This is a genomic window from Bradyrhizobium sp. SZCCHNR1002, assembly GCF_032381435.1.
Lineage (GTDB): Bacteria > Pseudomonadota > Alphaproteobacteria > Rhizobiales > Xanthobacteraceae > Bradyrhizobium > Bradyrhizobium aeschynomenes.
In genome coordinates, this window is the sequence record NZ_JAUHIS010000001.1 from 1,932,563 (window position 1) to 1,950,428 (window position 17,866).

The 17,866-nt window shown below is 63.4% G+C and carries 13 protein-coding genes; 4 read left to right on the top strand and 9 right to left on the bottom strand.

Features of this window, described 5'->3' with window-relative positions; genetic code table 11:
- Window positions 1-3: 3 nt before the first annotated feature.
- Window positions 4-468: a hypothetical protein gene (locus QX108_RS08630; RefSeq protein ID WP_315779754.1), complete on the bottom strand. Its 465-nt coding sequence runs from the start codon at window positions 466-468 to the stop codon at window positions 4-6.
- Window positions 469-787: 319 nt separating this feature from the next.
- Window positions 788-1,492, bottom strand: a complete 705-nt coding sequence (locus QX108_RS08635; protein ID WP_315779753.1) for a hypothetical protein — start codon at window positions 1,490-1,492, stop codon at window positions 788-790.
- Between the two features lie 300 nt (window positions 1,493-1,792).
- Here QX108_RS08635 and QX108_RS08640 point away from each other — a divergent pair, with 300 nt between their 5' ends.
- Window positions 1,793-2,200, top strand: coding sequence for a hypothetical protein (locus tag QX108_RS08640; protein ID WP_315779751.1), 408 nt, complete (start codon window positions 1,793-1,795; stop codon window positions 2,198-2,200).
- 726 nt (window positions 2,201-2,926) lie between these two features.
- Here QX108_RS08640 and QX108_RS08645 read toward each other — a convergent pair.
- Entirely contained in the window at window positions 2,927-3,820 is an 894-nt protein-coding gene (locus QX108_RS08645) for a hypothetical protein (RefSeq protein ID WP_315779749.1), read from the bottom strand.
- Window positions 3,821-4,223: 403 nt separating this feature from the next.
- Between QX108_RS08645 and QX108_RS08650 the strand changes: the two genes are divergently transcribed.
- The gene (locus tag QX108_RS08650; RefSeq protein WP_315779747.1) at window positions 4,224-5,627 is read left to right on the top strand and encodes an ABC transporter substrate-binding protein; all 1,404 of its coding nucleotides are present in this window, start codon (window positions 4,224-4,226) and stop codon (window positions 5,625-5,627) included.
- A 164-nt stretch (window positions 5,628-5,791) separates the two neighbouring features.
- Here QX108_RS08650 and arr read toward each other — a convergent pair whose 3' ends face one another.
- The 6 genes from arr to QX108_RS08680 all read right to left on the bottom strand — a co-directional run bounded on the left by arr (window position 5,792) and on the right by QX108_RS08680 (window position 15,040).
- A complete protein-coding gene (gene arr, locus QX108_RS08655) occupies window positions 5,792-6,205 on the bottom strand; it encodes an NAD(+)--rifampin ADP-ribosyltransferase (protein ID WP_315780553.1) in 414 nt (137 codons plus the stop codon).
- 328 nt (window positions 6,206-6,533) lie between these two features.
- Complete coding sequence (hyi, locus tag QX108_RS08660; RefSeq protein WP_315779745.1) at window positions 6,534-7,325, bottom strand: hydroxypyruvate isomerase; 792 nt, start codon at window positions 7,323-7,325, stop codon at window positions 6,534-6,536.
- A gap of 33 nt (window positions 7,326-7,358) precedes the next feature.
- The gene (gcl, locus tag QX108_RS08665) at window positions 7,359-9,146 is read right to left on the bottom strand and encodes a glyoxylate carboligase (protein WP_315779743.1); all 1,788 of its coding nucleotides are present in this window, start codon (window positions 9,144-9,146) and stop codon (window positions 7,359-7,361) included.
- A gap of 170 nt (window positions 9,147-9,316) precedes the next feature.
- Complete coding sequence (locus tag QX108_RS08670) at window positions 9,317-11,119, bottom strand: adenine deaminase (RefSeq protein ID WP_315779741.1); 1,803 nt, start codon at window positions 11,117-11,119, stop codon at window positions 9,317-9,319.
- Between the two features lie 808 nt (window positions 11,120-11,927).
- A complete protein-coding gene (locus QX108_RS08675; RefSeq protein ID WP_315779739.1) occupies window positions 11,928-12,773 on the bottom strand; it encodes an IclR family transcriptional regulator in 846 nt (281 codons plus the stop codon).
- Between the two features lie 125 nt (window positions 12,774-12,898).
- On the bottom strand, window positions 12,899-15,040 hold the full coding sequence (locus QX108_RS08680; RefSeq protein ID WP_315779737.1) for an acetate--CoA ligase family protein: 2,142 nt from the start codon (window positions 15,038-15,040) through the stop codon (window positions 12,899-12,901).
- Between the two features lie 189 nt (window positions 15,041-15,229).
- Here QX108_RS08680 and QX108_RS08685 point away from each other — a divergent pair, with 189 nt between their 5' ends.
- Entirely contained in the window at window positions 15,230-15,961 is a 732-nt protein-coding gene (locus QX108_RS08685; RefSeq protein ID WP_172114337.1) for a GntR family transcriptional regulator, read from the top strand.
- 60 nt (window positions 15,962-16,021) lie between these two features.
- Window positions 16,022-17,752, top strand: coding sequence for an oxalyl-CoA decarboxylase (gene oxc, locus QX108_RS08690; RefSeq protein ID WP_315779735.1), 1,731 nt, complete (start codon window positions 16,022-16,024; stop codon window positions 17,750-17,752).
- Window positions 17,753-17,866 lie beyond the last annotated feature (114 nt).

Sequence of the window (17,866 nt, forward strand, 5' to 3'; positions counted from 1 at the left end):
ACCCTAAGCGGACTTGCTCACCCGTGCTGGCGATTGCAGCCATCTGTCCAAGAAGAACAATGGCACCATTCCCAGACAGTGAATGGCTATTCCAACCAAAAGAGGAATGGTGCCATAGATCAAACCCAGCACAAACGTAATAGGAGCGAAGATTACGGTGATAAGGGAAACAATGATGAGAAGCGTGAAGTAGATGCAAACGGGAGCGCCAATAAAATAGCCTACTAGCATGCCTACGTCGATGGCATTCCGCTTTCTTATAGCGCTCATTGCTTCGCCAAATGCGACTGGGGCGACGATGAACGGAGCAAATCCCGGAAGCGCATTCATCAGGTCGCGCTCGATGCGCACCACGGACGTAAAAAGCTCGGGATAGAGAGGCCGGATCATAAGAATGGCCAGCGAGGCCACAGCGGTGGTCCAGATCGTTAGATAAGTAACGATGACCGCCTGCGCTCGGACTTTCACGCTGGGAGCTCCACTCATATGCTCATCACCATAGCATACGCTAGTTTCCCGTATTGCCCGCTTGCTCAGAACAGGTTTGCAGACCATTAACGAGTTCGTCTACCTGCACCTTCCGCTTCTGGCCCGGAACGCAAGTGCTGGGCCGCACGGGGCACTTCCGGAGCTGGGGGAAGTCCGGCTGTGCCGTCCGACTGCAGCTAACAGCCGCCCTTGACCCGTAGCGGATATCAGCGAACGAGCTACTGGGATGCACCTTCCACCAAAAGAAAAAAGAGATTCCATCCGCGTTGATATACGATCTCAAGTCCAGATGATGCTGCTATCTTCGTTTACGTTCGACACGTCGCTGAAGCTTTTTCTCTCCGAGCGGCACAGTTGCGGAGAAAGGGGGCGGTTGCGGGTCCGGAACGAGATTGTTGAAGTCGGCGAGGCAAGTAGATTGCTGTGTCTTTGTGCCTGCGCGCATGAGCTTGCCATCAGCAGCGTAAACCAATCTGCCTCGCTGATCTCGGCCGGTCCACTCGGCTCCCGAAATTTCTTGGGTCGATCGATGTAAAGGTGCAAGATCGGTTTTTCTGGCGAAACTCGTGTCAGACGCAATAAAGCTGACATTGATCCCGACACCCGGATGATTTGGATGTGCTGCTACCGGGTAAAATCTGAGGACAACGCTTCGATTTTCTGTAAATCGTCCTCCACCGCCATACGTTGTTCCCTGTGGCCACAGGCCAAGAGCATGAAGCCACGGACTCCTGCTGATCGAGCTCCATGCATCGGTGTAGTCCGTTCTCAGGCCACGACCTTTGTGGATGAACGACAGCAGCAATTCGCCGTCAGGCGAAAGATCACATTTTTCTGGATAGATGCGGCCTTTCAGCCAGGCGCCCGGATAGAACTTATCGTTCTCGGTGTCCCAGCGAACGATATGAAACCAGTCCGACGGACCCCGACGGAAGATGACGGCTTCATGTGCTTCACGCGCAAATACCACAAAAAGACGAGGGGCGACTTTCTTCTGAACCACATTTGCACCCGCAGGCAGAGAACGAAGTCAAATCCCTATGGAGTTGCTCAATGCCGCGAGGAGTATCAAAGTGGCACTATCTTGTGAATATGCCCAATCGGCGCTGGTCCTCACGGGCTTAAGAGACTGTGAATGTCTGCTTGTGGCCCATAAGCGAAGTGGCGAGCCGCCACTTTGATTGTCTGCTCTGGGGCGGTCAGCCGACTGGAATTGCGCAGGTCGAGCGTTTCGCATTTGGGGCGCTGGCCAAGCGCTAATGTCGTGGCTAGGATTGGCGTTTAACCTATGAACTCGGGCTGGATGATGCGCATCTCCTACTATGACATAGAAAGCAAGATAGCGGAGCTGCCGGCATGGTTTCATGATGGAGTTCCTCGCTATCTGCCTTTTGGGCCTCGCAAACTTTCAATCTATAACGATGTGTCCGTGCTCGCTCGCGTCGCCTGCCAAGCGTGCAATAGACCCTATCTCGTCGGTATTATTCCCAAGTCTCAAGACGTCCAAGAGTTAGCGACCGACTTGGGCGTACTGAACAATCTCTCCGATGATCCGCCATTTCACGATCACCAGACCGGGCAGTGCGACGGTTTGGCTATGACGTGGATCCTGCAGGAGTTGGTGGAAGTGTGGGCGCGCAGTCCGGGAGGAGATTTCGTGCGTCGACACGAGTTCGAACGCATCCTACCTCCAGACTTTTTCGATAATTGATCCTGTCTGACGCTACGCCCCTTTCTTGTGAGCGATTTGTGACCATTCTTGCGCATGTCGCCACATGTCAGCTTCTGACCCCGAAGCAGACCAACCTAAAGCCTAAAGAATTGAAAAATGGCACCTGCAATCGCAAACAAGACAAAGTTGCCGATTAAGGCCCAACGCCCGGCACGCCATACATAGTTTGCGATGATAGTCGCTTCGGGTTCGTCGTACCCGAGCCGTTCCATCCAAAGAAGCCGCGCCCTTCCTAGGTCGCCCCCGAGTCCGTTCGAACGAACGAACCAGTAGGTCGAGCCTCTTCGCCAAACAGATACCCGCGTCTTCGCCGCCTCCATGCTTAGGTAGAACGCCGCGAAGGTGATGGCGCATACCAAGATCACGACCACCGAACCCGCCAAACTGCGCAACATAGGAAAGTCTTTCGTGATTTCGCACGCGGCAACCTACGCGAGCGCAGGAAAGCCAACCGGCATATTATGCGATCCGATCGTAAACTCGAAGGCTACGCTATCTCCGCAGGTGGCCCCCACCGGACGTCGGCGATCAGAGAACCGACAAGCTGCTTATGACCCGAAGCGGCCATGGCGCGGAAAGCAGGACGTCCAGGCCCAACATCCCAGCCCTTCAAAGGACAGGACCGATAAGGTACCTTTGACAGGGGCCGGCTATGCATCGAGGCGATCACTGCATTGCGTCGCGCTGCCGAAAGAAAGTCCCCACTCAGCGTCCTTCAGCGTTGAGATCAATCGTGTCGCGTGTGCCGTTCTCAAGAGTCACAGTTGCGACGCCGCCTAAGACACTGTCGACCGCGACGATAGGCCCAACGGATGACACCCGGCGGATTTGTACAGCCTTGCCAGCGCGGAAACTCACCGCGGCTAGCTCGCGACGATCCAGCGACGGCAGAACGACATCCGGCGTCCCATCCCGATCAATGTCATGGAGTCGCGCAAGATCGAGATTGCGGCTGCCAAGGATATGGTTGGTAAAACCATCAATACGCGCGATCTCGACCAGGCTGCCGGATTCGAGCCGGTAGAGCCGCATCGAGCCCTCAAGATGCGGCGTCAACACCGCAGCGATGGTCATCTCGCCGGTCCCCGTGAAATTCCCAACGCCGACCAGATTGAGCCAACGGTGGCCATTACCGATCGCCGGGCTTTCCGCCAAGGGCTCTATCCCGTTGCGAAGTGTAAAGACCGCAATGGCCGCACCGCGGCGCACGTATGATTTCACTAAGATTGCTTCGGTAACACCGTCGCCGTCGAGGTCGGCGAGCCGCACGCGTCGATCTTCGAACACGGCATCTTTCGGTAGGCGATAGGTAAGCCGCCGGCCATTACGTTCGACCACAAAGCCGCCTGCCTCGATGGCGTCTCCGAGCACACCGTGGTCGTAACGAGTCGTGGGATCGATAAGATAGGCGGTGAATTCGCCAACACGCGTCACCTCGGTATCAGGGAGGCGTTGCGCACCGGTTGCGCACGCCAGCGGAAGCCCCGCGAACATCAAGAAAGCCGGTATTGTACGACGCACAAGCATCAGCGTTTCCTCAAAATCCAGCCAGAATGTCGAGGCCCTCTCGCTCGGAACGTCGCGGATGTTGTCTCGCAAGACGACACAGCAAGATCGACGACTCTAAGGTGCAGTCGTGAGTTGGTGAGCCAGTATCGAGCGACGGCTTGGCATGATCTTCTCCCAAACTGACTCCAAAAATACGTCTGACTGAGTGCAGATGTTACGGGCCTGTTCGCATTCTTTCGCAACAAATTGAGAAAATACCGGTAGCTACCCGATCGCACGGCGGCCGAACCAACCGTCAATGGCTTGCGATTGGTCATTCGCCGACTGCCACTCAAGCGAGCGTTCACGACGTCAGCTATTGATCCAAAGTGACCCGGCCAAGGCTTGCCTTCATCAACTCTCGCCAGAGCGGCGGAACATTCCGGGTTGACACCGGTTCGCCCAAGTTCCAGTGCGCTTGGAGCCGCCACGCGTTTTCTCAGAGGGTCCGCTGATGTCATCGTCCGATGTGGTCAGGAATGCTCACGATCGCCGCCAACGTCGGCTGCTGATCGTGCTGGCCCTGGGATTCATCGCCTTTGGCGCCGCCGCGGCGGGCCTGGTCTACATCCTGCAGCCCGAGACGCTTCGGATCGCCGTCGGACCGGCGGGGAGTGACGACCAGAAGGTGGTCCAGGCGATGGCCGACGCGTTCAGCGAGGAAAGCAGGACCGTCCGGCTCGCCCCGATCACGACCGCGGGAGCGGCTGAATCCCTCGCCCTGCTCGCCGCCGACAAGACCGATCTGGCGGTCGGCCGCGGCGACCTCGGCATGCCGCCGGACGCGCAGACGCTCGCGGTCCTGCGCAAGAACTATGTCGTGCTGTGGTCGCCCTCCGGACGACGCGGCAGCGAATCCAAGCCGAAGGGCAGCGGCAAGATCGCCGATATCGCCCATCTGGCGGGTCGCAAGGTCGGCATCATCGGCCGGACCGGAGCAAACGTCGCGGTGCTCCAGGCCATTCTGGAGGGGGCCGGCGTGCCGCCCGATAAGGTTGCCACGGCTCAATTCGGCACAGACGAGATCGAGAAGCTTGCGCAAGACCCCACCCTCGATGCGTATCTCGCCGTCGGTCCGCTCGACAGCAAGATCACGGCGGACGCGATCACCGCGACCTCCCGGGCCCGCGGAGCTCCGACGTTTCTTCCGATCGACGCATCGGAGGCCATCGCCCTGAAGCATCCGCGCTACGAGGCCGAGGAAATTCCGGCCAGCGTCTTCAACGCGAAGCCGGCCTGGCCGGAGGACAAGGTCGACACGATCAGCGTCAATCACCTGATCCTGGCCAAGAAGGGGCTTTCCGAAGCCAAGGCGGCGGCCTTCTACCGACAGCTTTTCGCGGTCCGCGACACGATCACGCAAGGCCTCGCCGGCGCGTCGCACATCATGAAGCCCGACACCGAGAAGGAGACCGAGCCGTCCGTGCATCGCGGCGCTGCGGCGGTGATCAACGGCACCGAGCGAACCTTCCTGGACAAATACAGCGACTACTTCTGGTTCGCGTTGCTCGTCCTGTCCGGCATCGGTTCGGCCGCCGAATGGCTGCGCCGCTATCTGAACCGGGATGAACCGGAGGACGACACCAGCGGCCGCAACCGCGTTCTGGCCGCGGTGTCGGAGGTGCGCAATGCCGGGTCGGAACAGGATCTGCTGACCTGGCAGCGCGAGGTCGACGGGATCATCGCCGAGACCCTCAAGGACTATGACGATGGCGCCATCGAACAGGAGGACCTGGCGGCATTCGGCCTGGTCCTCGAACTCTTCAACCATGCCGTCGCCGAACGGCGAGCGACGCTGCCGAGCGGCGCCGCCGATCAATCGTGGACGACGGGTCCGACCATCGCCTCTCGGCGATAGGCTCGGCTCATGAGGAGGAGAATTCGTGCGTCGACGCGAGTTCGAACGCCACTTGCCACCGGACTTTTTCGATGTTCTGGACGCCGGCGTGGCGAGCGCGTCGCAGCGTCCGCAATCAGCCATCGGGCGCAACGGTCGACGCCATTGCGATGCCGCCGCGCCGTTCAGTCGATGATGCCCGGCCCTTCGGTCATCGCGCGCGCAACGCCCTCCTTCATCTGCCTCACCACCTCCGGCGCGTGCGCCTGCCAAAGGACGACCTCGGCAATGACGCGCAGCGGCGCGCGGGATCGATGAGACCGCGTCGGATTTCCCGGGAACTTCTTGTCCGTCAGGTTCGGGTCGTCGACGAACGGACCGGTGGGCTCGACGACGTAGATCCGTCCCCGTCCGTCACCGGCAGCCAACTCGGCGCCCCAGATTGCCGCGTCCAGCGTGGCCGTGAAGTAGACCCAGGACAGCGGCTCCGCGTCGGTGAAATTGGACGAATGTCCAACGGCGATCAGGTCGCCCGGCCGCAGGTCGGCGCGTGTTCCGTGGAAGAAGGATTGGGCAAACACGGTTGCGGCAGATGACATCGGGGACCTAGCGTGGCTTCCATTGCTCTTCATCTGTCCGGGAGCGGTGCCGAATGCAAATGACTGTTTCGTCAACCGAAAGTGCTCTCCCGCCGTCATTCCGGGGCGCGCGTCAGCGCGAGCCCGGAATCCATAGCCACGCCTGTCTGCGATGACGCGCGCTGCGCGTGGCCTCAGCTCGTCCTGCATCTGCCGTTCGTGGCTATGGATTCCGGGCTCAGCCGCTGCGCGGCTGTCCCGGAATGACGAGGGAGCGCGGTTCGGTGCCGGCGCAATCGCCTGACGTGGTGTTGCGCGATCATCCGGGCCGCATGGCCCCTTGTTCAGCTCAGCTCGCCGGGGCGAGCGTGCCGTCCATCAGCCAGCCCAGCCCCTGCGCCGTCCCTGCCCGCGGCTTGTACTCGCAGCCCACCCAGCCGGCATAGCCGATGGCGTCGAGATGGCGGAACAGGAAGGGATAGTTGATCTCCCCGGTTCCAGGCTCGTGGCGGCCGGGATTGTCGGCGAGCTGGATGTGGGCGATGCGGGCGAGGTGCTTCTGCATGGTGCGGGCGAGATCGCCCTCCATGATCTGCATGTGGTAGATGTCGTATTGCACGAACAGATTGTCGGACTCGACCTCGGAGATCAGCTGCAGCGCCTTGGCGGTGCGGCTCAAGAAGAAGCCGGGGATGTCGAGCGTGTTGATCGGCTCGATCAGCAGCTTGATCCCCTGCGCTTTCAGCGCGGTCGCAGCGAAGCGAAGGTTGCGCACCAGAACCTGGTTGAGCTCGCGCGGATCGGCGTCGTCGGGCGCGATGCCGACGAGGCAGTTGAGCTGGCGGCAGTCGAGCGCTCTCGCATACTCGATGGCGCGGCGGACGCCGTCGCGGAAGTCGTCGACGCGGTCGGGCAGGATGGCGATGCCACGCTCGCCGGCGGCCCAGTTGCCGGCGGGCAGATTGTGCAGCACCTGGGTCAGGCCGTGGCGCGCGAGCTGCTCGCGCAGCTCCGCCTTGTCGAAGTCGTAGGGAAACAGATATTCGACGCCGCTGAAGCCGGCCGCCTTGGCGGCGGCAAAGCGCTCCAGGAACGGCAGCTCGTTGAACAGCATCGTGAGGTTGGCGGCAAAGCGCGGCATGTCGTGGTCCTCGATGATCGGGGTGCGCTGAGATCAAGCCGGCAGCAATGTGCGTTGCGGCTCGGCCGGGGTCTCGTCCACCGGCAGATCGAGCACCTCCTCGAACTCCACGACGTTGTCGATCTCCGTGCCCATCGCGATGTTGGTGACGCGTTCGAGCACGAACTCGACCACGACCGGCACCTGATACTCCGCCATCCATTCGCGCGCGGTGGCGAACGCCGCCTGCGCGTCGCGCGGATCGGTGACGCGGATCGCCTTGCAGCCGAGGCCTTGCGCGACCGCGACGTGGTCGACGCCGTAGCCGCCGACCTCCGGCGCATTGATGTTCTCGAACGACAGCTGGACCTGATAGTCCATCGAGAAGCCGCGCTGCGCCTGACGGATGAGCCCGAGATAGGCGTTGTTCACGACGACATGGATGTAAGGCAGATTGAACTGGGCGCCGACCGCGAGCTCCTCGATCAGGAACTGGAAGTCATAGTCGCCGGAGAGCGCGACGATCTCGCGCCTGGGATCGGCGGCGCGGACGCCGAGCGCGGCCGGCAGGGTCCAGCCGAGCGGGCCGGCCTGCCCCGCATTGATCCAGTGGCGCGGATGGTTGACGCTGAGGAACTGCGCGCCGCCGATCTGCGACAGGCCGATGACGCTGACATAGCAGGTGTCGCGGCCGAACGCCTTGTTCATCTCGTGATAGACGCGCTGCGGCTTGATCGGCACCTGGTCGAAATCGCTGCGCCGGAGCATCGTGCGCTTGCGGTCCTGGCAGGCCGCCGGCCACGCCTGCCGCTCGCGCAGTTTTCCGGCCTTGCGCCACTCGCGCGCCACCGTGATGAACAGCTCCAGCGCGGCCTTGGCATCGGAGACGATGCCGAGATCGGGATTGAAGACGCGGCCGATCTGGGTCGGCTCGATGTCGACATGCACGAAGCTGCGGCCCTTGGTGTAGGTCTCCAAGGAGCCGGTATGGCGGTTGGCCCAGCGGTTGCCGATGCCGAGGACGAAATCGGACTCCAGGAAATTGGCGTTGCCGTAGCGGTGGCTGGTCTGGAGACCGACCATGCCGGCCATCAGCACGTGATCGTCGGGAATGGCGCCCCACCCCATCAGGGTCGGCACGACCGGGACGTTGACGATCTCGGCGAAGCTGACGAGCAGATCGCTGGCATCGGCGTTGATGATGCCGCCGCCGGCGACGATCAACGGACGCTCGGCGGCGTTGAGCATCTCCAGCGCCTTCTCGATCTGCTTGCGGCTCGCGGCGGGCTTGTAGACCGGCAGCGGCGTGTAGGTGTCGTCGTCGAACTCGATCTCGGCGAGCTGCACGTCGAGCGGCAGGTCGATCAGCACCGGGCCCGGACGTCCCGAGCGCATGATGTGGAAGGCCTGGCTGAACACGCGTGGCACCAGGCCCGGCTCGCGCACCGTCACCGCCCATTTGGTCACGGGCTTTGCGATCTGCTCGATGTCGACGGCCTGGAAGTCCTCCTTGTAGAGCCGGGCGCGCGGCGCCTGGCCGGTGATGCAGAGGATCGGAATGGAGTCCGCGATCGCCGAATACAGCCCGGTTATCATGTCGGTGCCGGCCGGGCCCGACGTGCCGATGCAGACGCCGATGTTGCCGGCCTTGGCGCGGGTGTAGCCCTCGGCCATGTGCGAGGCGCCCTCGACGTGGCGGGCGAGAATGTGGCGGATCGAGCCGCGCCGTTGCAGCGCCGAATAGAGTGGATTGATCGCCGCACCGGGAACGCCGAAGGCGCAGGTGACGCCCTCCTTCTCCAAGATCCGCACCGCAGCATCGATCGCCCGCATCTTCGCCATCTCGCGTCTCCCGTTTGGTTGATGCGCGAGGGTCGCTGCTGACGGCGATGATCTCAATTCAGTCGTCGATTTTTCCCACGATGCGGTACGCTCGGCAAAACAGCGGATGGCTCAGTTAGTTAGGGCGACAAACAGCTGACATGTCCTAACAGCTTCGCAGCGCGATCCTCCTATTCGAACAGCGGCGCGAGCTCCATCTGCGGCACCAGCACGAGGCCCTTGTCGGTGATACGAATTTCCGGAATGACCGATAGGGGAATCAGATTGAAGCCCATGTAGGGGATGGTGCAGCCCGCCTCGGCCCATTCTGTCTTCAAGAGCTTCACCTCATCGGCGACCGCGGTGACGCGCTTGTCCGACAGCAGGCCGGCGATCGGCAAGGGAACCATCGCCCGCACCTGGCCGTCGGCCACGACGCAGACGGCGCCCTGCTGCGCGCCGATCGCGGCGACCGCTGTCTGCATGTCCGCCTCGTTGGTGCCGGCGACGATGATGTTGTGGCTGTCATGGCCGACGCTGGAGGCGACGGCGCCGCGCTTCAGGCCGAAATCCTTCAACAGGCCATGCGCGACGTTGCCGGCCGACTTGCCGTGACGCTCGATGACAGCGACGAAGCAGAGGCCGTGGCGCGCGAACAGCGTGTCCCAGTCGTTGGCCGGCTCGATCGCGACCTTCTCATGGATCAGCGTGATGCCCGGCAGCGCCGTCTTGATCGCGTTGATGGTGCACGCCTTGGCCGGCAGCTCCGGTGTCAGCGTCATTTGGTTGGGCAGCTTCACCGTGGCATAGGCCGCCTTCGGGTACTGATAGCGCTGCGACAGCGCCTGATCGAGACGCGGCGTGATCCGGCCCTTGTCGACGACGAGCTCGCCGCCATACCAGGTCGATTGCGGCTTGAGACCGTCGTCGAGCAGCACGAGATCGGCGCGGCGGCCGCCGCCGAGGCCGCCGATCTCGCCGTCCATGGCAAAGCGCGTGGCGCCGTGCAGCGAGCCCATCGACCACGCCTGCTCCGGCGACATGCCGGCCTTCACCGCCTCGCGCACCACCCAGTCCAAGCCGAACAGCATCAGATCGTCGGCGTCGCGATCGTCGGTGCAGACGGCGGTGCGCTTGTGCGAGGCGCCGAGCTCGGTGATGGTGCGGATCGCCTGCGGCAGGCTGTGCCACGGCGTCGTCGGCGGCCCACCGCGCAGGAAGATCCAGACGCCGGCATCGAGCAGGTCGTCGGCGATGTCGCGGTCGATCGCCTCATGCGTGTCGGTGACGCCGCTTGCGGCATAGGCCGCGACGAAGTCGCGGCCATAGACATGGCCCGACACCGGCCGGCCGCGCTGCAGGGCGGCTGCGAGAATGGCGTGGCTGCGCTCGTCGCCCATGCAGACCGGCACGAAATCCATCTTCTCGCCGAGCGCCACCGCCTCCGGCCAGCGATCGAACAGGCCGGCGATCTTGTCCGGCGTGAGATCGCCGCCGGCGGTCTCCAGCGCCGCCGAGGTCGCCGGCACCGTCGAGGGCACGGTCAGGAAGATCGACAGCGGCGCCTGCCGCGCATCCTCCAGCATCGCCTCGACGCCGGCGACATCCATCACGTTGCCGATCTCGTGGCTGTCGCAGAAGATCGTCGTGGTGCCGTTGAGCAGTGCGGCTTCCGCATAGGCGCAGGCGGTCACCATCGAGGATTCGATGTGGATGTGCGGATCGACCAGCCCCGGCGCGATGATGCCGCCGGCGGCGTCGTAGGTGGCAAAGCCGCTCGCAAGCGCCTTATGCGCGCCCGCCGGCTTTACCGCCGCAACGCGTCCGCCGGTGATCCACAGCTCGCGGCCCGGCAGGATGCGCTCCGAATAGGTCGACAGCACCCGCGCCCCGGTGATCACGAGATCGGGCGCGACCCGGCCCGAGGCGACATCCGCGAGCCGTCGCGTCATGCCGTGCAGGGGAGCGACGGAGAAGCGGGTGAGTTTGGTCATGGCAGACTCCCTTGGACGGGTTGCAGCGATCCGCGGAGGATCGTTGCGCGCGAAAGAGGCGACGGCAAGCCCAAATAGGTCGGCGGAGCTGATGACGGCTTGGGCAGCAGGACCATGGCGGCGGTCCCGATCCTGATGGTGTTGGCTGCGCTCCCGCAGACGAGACATCACGACTGGTTGCCCGGGCTCTCATTCCACCCACGGTCATTCCGGGGCGTTCGCGCGCAAAATGGCGAAGCCATTTTGAAGCAGCGCGAACGAGCCCGGAATCCATAGCCCCGAGCGGCCATGAGGCGCGAGATGGGCATGGCGCGTGTCTTCGCCACTCCGCCGCTCGGGGCTATGGATTCCGGGCTCATCGCTTTCGCGATGCCCCGGAATGACGGCGTGGAGAGCTCCTGGGCCGCATCTCACGGCGGATTCGCGGAGGCGACTACGTGTGGTTATCGTGCTTTCGCCAGGGTTGTCCCCGACCGCTCCGATCGGCCCAATCGCCCTTCGCTAGATCTGGTAGATCGTTGAGTGTCGGATCCCGAGACAAAAGGTGTCCAAGACCAACCACGTGAACTTCGGCCGGGTCACGGAAATCATGATCATCCCCGGAGCATGTTATCAGTATGTCGCCTTCGGCATCATAGTGGACGTAGTCCATACCACGCGACTTGTCGAAGACATGCTGACAAACATAGATGGCTCGATTCGAGGATAGATCTCCCAATCTCACTCCCTGGCTTCCTTTCTGCCATGTCCGGAGTTCGGTGATGCGGCGGAGCGACAGCGCGGATTGTCGGCACTGCGTGTGCGGCGGTCAATCGGGCTGTCGGGCCTGACTGCCGCCGGGCGGTGCCCCTCCCCCCAGCGCCGCTGTCAACTCCGCGGCAATATCCCGCACCATTCCCCCCACCACCGGCACCCGCTCCTCCGTCAGCCGGCTCGCCAAGCCCGAGACCGAAATCGCGGCGAGCGGCTCGCGGCAGGAATCGTGGACGACGGCGGCGATGCAGCGCAGGCCGAGGCGGGCTTCCTCGTCGTCGACGGCGTAGCCCTGGCGGCGGATGGTCTCCAACTCGCGGAACAGGTCGCTGGCCCGGATGATGGATTTTTCGGTCAGGCGCGGCATGCCCTGGCGGTGGATGATGCCGTTGACGTCGTCGTCGGAATAGGTCGCGAGCACGGCCTTGCCCATACCGGAGGTGACCATCGAGAGACGGCCGCCGACTTTCGTGAGCGAGCGCATGATCTCGCGGCTGTCGAGCCGCAGCAGCACCATCAAGGATTCGTCGTCGACGACGGCGAGATTGGCGGTCTCGCGCGACTGGTCACGCAGCCTTCGTAGATAGGGAATGGCGAGCGCGACGAAATTGCGCCGGCGGGTGAAGGTCGCCCCGACGGCGAAGCTCTGGGCGCCGACGTGCCATTTCGATTCCATGCGGTCGAACTGGACGAAGCGGCGCTTCTCCAAGGTCGTCAGCAGGCGATGGACGGTGGACGTCGAGAGCCCGGCACGCACGGCGAGATCGCTCAGGCGATAGCCTTCGTCGTCCTCGGCGAGAATTTCCAGGATCTGCAGCGCGCGGCCGACGGATTGCACACCGCCGTCGCGGGGCTCGGCCGCGGCATCCGCGCGTGGCTCAATCGTCTTGCGACGGATCACGTGGCGCCTCTCTGCGCGGCCGTTACAGGCGGCGTCGTTGCAGGACGGACGGATCTTGCTTCGTCACGCTATCAAATAAAGTGCCGCCCCGGCCAGGGCCGGAGCGGCATTCGCGTCACTATGACTTAGAGCAGGCCCGCGCCGCGCGCCCACTTGTACTTGGCGCCGAGCACCTCGACCGGCAGCTCGGTCGAATAGGCGTAGGCCGGGATGCCGTTCTGGTAGAGATATTCGGCGGCTTCCTCGACCTCGACGTCGCCGGCGAGCGAGGCGACCATCGGCTTGACGAAGCCCTTGGCCTCCATCTCCTTCTTCACCTCGACCATGTTGCGCGCGAACACCATCGGCGGGGTCACGATCGTGTGCCAGTAGCCGAGGATCAGCGCATGGATGCGCTCATCCGACAGGCCGAGCTTGACCGTGTTCACGTAAGTGATCGGCGGCTCGCCACCGGTGATGTCGACCGGGTTGCCGGCGGCACCGAACGGCGGGATGAACTTGCGGAAGGCCGCATCGAGATCCGGCGGCATCGCCATCAGCGACAGGCCGTTGTCCACGACGGCGTCGGACAACAGCACGCCCGAACCGCCGGCGCCGGTGATGATGAGGACGTTCTCGCCCTTCGGCGTCGGCAGCACCGGCACGCCGCGGGCGAACTCGAGCAGCTGGCGCAGCGAGCGGGCGCGGATGACGCCGGACTGCTTCAGCACGTCCTCGTAGATCTTGTCGTTGCCGGCGAGCGCGCCGGTGTGCGACGAGGCGGCCTTGGCGCCGGCCGAGGTGCGGCCGGCCTTGAGCACGATGACCGGCTTCTTCTTGGAGACGCGCTTGGCGGCTTCCGCGAAGGCGCGGCCGTCCTTGAGGTCCTCGCAGTGCTGCGCGATCAGGTTGGTGTTCGGATCCTGCTCGAAGAAGGCGAGCAGATCGTCCTCGTCGATATCCGACTTGTTGCCGAGGCCGACGATCGCCGACACGCCCATCTTTGCCGAACGCGAGAAGCCGATGATGGCCATGCCGATGCCGCCCGACTGCGACGACAGCGCCGCGTGGCCCTTGACGTCATAGGCGGTGCAGAACGTCGCGCAGAGATTGGCCGGCGTGTAGTAGAAGCCGTAGATGTTCGGCCCCATCAGGCGGACGTTGTACTTCTTGCCGATCTCGACGATCTCGGCCTGCAGCTCCGGCTCGTTGGCTTCGGCGAAGCCCGACGGAATCAGCACCGCGCCCGGGATCTGCTTCTCGCCGCATTCGGTCAGCGCGCCGGCGACGAACTTGGCGGGGATCGCGAACACCGCGGTGTCGATCACGCCCGGCACGTCCTTGACGCTCTTATAGGCCTTGTAGCCGAGAATCTCGGAGGCCTTCGGGTGGATCGGATAGATCTGGCCCTTGTAGCCGCCGTTGATCAGGTTCTTCATCACGGAGTTGCCGATCTTGCCGTCCTCGGCGGAGGCGCCGATCACGGCGACCGCCTGGGGCTTCATGATGCGGTTCATCGCGGTGACGATTTCCTCGTTCGAGCGCGGCGCCGGACGGGGCTTGTAGTCGAAATCGACGACGATGCGGACGTCGGCGGCAATGGCGCCGTTCTTGGTCGCGAACACCGGGTTGAGGTCGAGCTCGACGATCTCAGGGAAATCGCTGACCAGCTTCGACACCTTGACGATGACGTCCGCCAGCGCCTCGCGGCTGACGGCATCGCCACCGCGCACGCCCTTCAGCATCTCATGCGCCTGGATGCCGTCGAGCATCGACAGGGCGTCGTCCTTGGTCGCGGGGGCGAGACGGAATGTCACATCCTTCAGCACCTCGACCAGCACGCCGCCGAGGCCGAAGGCCACCAGCTTGCCGAACGAGCCGTCGGTGATCGAACCGACGATCACCTCGGTACCGCCGGTCAGCATCTGCTGCACCTGGATGCCTTCGATCTTGGCGTCGGCCTTGTACTTCTTCGCATTCGCGAGAATGGTCTCATATGCCTTCTGCGCGTCGTCGGCATTCTTGACACCGACGATGACGCCGCCTGCTTCCGTCTTGTGCAGGATGTCGGGCGAGACGATCTTCATCACGACCGGAAAACCCATATCGCCCGCGAGCTTGGCTGCTTCGGCGGCGGACTTCGCCAGTCCCTCCTTCGGCACCGGAATGCCGTAGGCGTCGCACACGATCTTGCCCTCGGGCGCGGTGAGGCTGGTGCGTTTATCCGCCTTCACGCGATCGAGGACGTCTCGGATCGTGGCCTTGGCATTCGGGATGGCGTCAGACATTGGGGCTTCCTCCTGAGGGATTAGTCGTCTTTATGGCATTTGGTATGCCAGAAGCCAATTTTGTCAAGCGCCACGAAGATGTGGAAACGCTGAAAAAGCACGCAGCTTGACAGTCTGGCATCTGGTATGCCAAAAATCTTGGACGCAAAATGCTGTAAACAAGGATCTCCCAAGGAGAGGAGATCGGTCTTGTCGACAGAGAAAACAAACAAGGCATTGCCCATCATGGCCGAGGCCGACATCGCGATCGCTCGCATCGCCCCGGAGACGAGCTTCAAGAATAAGGCCTATGAGGCCTTGAAAGAAGCCATTCTGAAGATGGACATCTACGCCTCGCCCGAGCCCGTGATGCTCGACGAGCGCGCTCTTTCCGAGCGCCTCGGTGTCAGCCGCACGCCGATCCGCGAAGCCATCGCGATGCTCGAGCAGGACGGCTTCGTGAAGACCGTGCCGCGCCGTGGCATCGTCGTCGTCCGTCGAACGAAGAGCGAGATCGTCGACATGATCCGCGCCTGGGCGGCGCTGGAGAGCATGGCCGCGCGCATGATCACGACGATCGCGCGCAAGAAGGACATCTCGGCGCTGCGCGACTACTTCAAGGATTTCGGCAAGGACCGCCCGCCGCAGGAGCACATCGAGGAATATTCCAAGGCGAACATCGCGTTTCATCAGGCGCTGATCTCGCTGTCGGAATCGCCGGTGCTTGTCGACATGACCAACGACATCCTGCTCCACGTGCGCGGCTATCGCCAGCTCACGATCGGCCGCACCGACCGTATCGCAGCCTCCCTGCCCGAGCACCTTGCGATCATCGAGGCGCTGGAGGAGCGCAACACCGAGCTCGCCGAGAAGCGCGCCCGTGATCATACGCTGGGCCTCGCGACCTATGTCGAGACGCACGGCCAGGAATTATTCAGCTGACAAGTTCAAACAGAAGAAGACGCGGAATGCGCCTTCGATGAAGACCAGGGAGAGAGGCGCATGCCGCAGACTGCCATGAAGACCGAGGCGGATACCCACGAGGAGCTCACCGACGGTTTCCATCTCGTCATCGACGCGATGAAGCTGAACGGGATCGATACGATCTACAACGTCCCGGGGATTCCGATCACCGACCTCGGCCGCATGGCGCAGGCTGAAGGCATCCGCGTGCTCTCCTTCCGTCACGAGCAGAACGCCGGCTACGCCGCCGCGATCGCCGGCTTCCTGACCAAGAAGCCGGGCGTCTGCCTCACCGTGTCGGCGCCGGGCTTCCTCAACGGCTTGACCGCGCTGGCGCACGCCACGACCAACTGCTTTCCGATGATCCTGGTCTCGGGCTCGTCGGAGCGCGAGATCGTCGACCTGCAGCAGGGCGACTATGAGGAGATGGATCAGCTCGCGATCGCCAAGCCGCTGTGCAAGGCGGCGTTCCGCGTGCTGCACGCCCAGGACATCGGCATCGGCTTCGCCCGCGCCATCCGCGCCGCGGTCTCCGGCCGTCCGGGCGGCGTCTACCTCGATCTGCCGGCCAAACTGTTCGGCCAGGTGATGAACGCGCAGGCAGGCCACGCTTCGCTGGTCAAGGTGATTGATCCGGCCCCGGCGCAGATCCCCTCCCCCGACTCCGTCAAGCGCGCGCTGGACGTGCTCAAGAGCGCCAAGCGCCCGCTGATCATCCTCGGCAAGGGCGCGGCTTACGCGCAGGCCGATGAAGCCATCAAGACCTTTGTCGAGAAGAGCGGCGTGCCGTTCCTGCCGATGAGCATGGCCAAGGGCCTGCTGCCGGATCTGCATCCGCAATGCGCCGGCGCGGCGCGCTCGACGGTGCTGAAGGATTCCGACGTCGTCATGCTGATCGGCGCCCGCCTCAACTGGCTGCTGTCGCACGGCAAGGGCAAGAGCTGGGGCGATGCGCCCAAGAAGTTCATCCAGGTCGACATCGAGCCGAAGGAGATGGACTCCAACGTCGAGATCGCGGCCCCCGTGGTCGGCGACATCGGTTCGGTCGTCACGGCCTTCTCCGACGCGATGGGCAGCAGCTGGACCAAGGCGCCGGCCGAGTGGCTGAGCGCGGTGCAGAAGAAGCGCGAGGACAACGTCGCCAAGATGGCGCCGCGGCTGATGAACAACAACTCGCCGATGGACTATCACGGCGCGCTCGGCGTGCTCCGCACCATCATCAAGGAGCGTCCGGACGCGATCCTGGTCAACGAGGGCGCCAACACGCTCGACCTCGCCCGCGGCGTGATCGACATGTACCAGCCGCGCAAGCGGCTCGACGTCGGCACCTGGGGCGTGATGGGCATCGGCATGGGCTCGGCGATCGCCGCGGCCGTCGAGACCGGCAAGCCGGTGCTGGCGATCGAGGGCGACTCGGCCTTCGGCTTCTCCGGCATGGAGGTCGAGACCATCTGCCGCTACAATCTGCCGATCTGCGTCGTCATCTTCAACAATGACGGCATCTATCGCGGCACCGACCAGAACTCGGCGGGGTCAGATCCGGCGACCACCGTGTTCGTCAAGGGCGCGCGCTACGACAAGATGATGGAGGCCTTCGGCGGCGTCGGCGTCAACGCGACCTCGCCGGACGAGCTGAAGCGCGCCGTCAACGAGGCGATGGATTCCGGCAAGCCGACCCTGATCAACGCCGTGATCGATCCCGCCGCGGGATCGGAGAGCGGCCGCATCGGCAACCTCAATCCGCAGAGCGTGCTGACCAAGAAGAAGTAAGGCTGATCGGACTGTGCCACGACCGAGAGCCATCCCTCTCGTCATTCCGGGGCGATGCGGAGCATCGAACCCGGAATCTCGAGATTCCGGGTTCAGCCCTGTCGGGCTGCCCCG